Source organism: Qipengyuania atrilutea, from assembly GCF_013370205.1.
GTDB lineage: Bacteria > Pseudomonadota > Alphaproteobacteria > Sphingomonadales > Sphingomonadaceae > Actirhodobacter > Actirhodobacter atriluteus.
This window is the reverse complement of record NZ_JABWGV010000021.1, coordinates 1-599: the sequence shown is the minus strand read 5'-3', so window position 1 is coordinate 599 and position 599 is coordinate 1. Positions and strand designations below refer to the sequence as shown.

Below are 599 nucleotides of genomic sequence, written 5' to 3'. Positions count from 1 at the left end.
CCGATTGCGGTAGAAGAGGTTTGGCTGGCAGATGCACTGGTGCCGATGGCAACCGCGCCGATACCCGAAGCCGATGCCACCGCGCCTACGCTGGTGCTGCTTTCGCCCGAAGAGATGGAGCGATACCCGACCGCAGTGCTGCTGACACCCGAAGCGGTCGCTTCGCCGCCAATGGTCGTAGCGTTGCTATTGCGTGCCTGCGCCTGGAACCCAAAGGATGACGCCGACTGTCCGTCAGCGAGCGCCAGCGAACCCAGCGAGGTCGCACCGGTCTGCCGTGCCTCGGCGGTCTGGCCGACCGCAGTCGAGTTTTGGCCAGAAGCGATGGCACGCTGGCCGAAGGCACTCGCCTGATCGGCCGTCGCTTCAGCGCGCTGACCAACCGACAAAGCATTGCCGCCAGATGCATTCGCAAACACACCCACCGCCGTGCTGCCGTCACCGGTAGCGCTCGATAACCCGCCCAGCGCAGATGAACCAACTCCCGTCGATACCGAGCGCGAACCATACGCTACCGAAAGCTCGTTCGAACCTACCGAGTTCAAACCAATCGCAACCGCCTCAACCCCAGAGGCTACTCCATTCTGACCAATCGCAAT

At 62.9% G+C, this 599-nt stretch carries 1 pseudogene; it reads right to left on the bottom strand.

From position 1 onward, the window contains the following. Window positions 1-545: pseudogene (locus tag HUV48_RS14725) on the bottom strand (hypothetical protein); the annotation flags it as partial. Window positions 546-599: the final 54 nt, after the last annotated feature.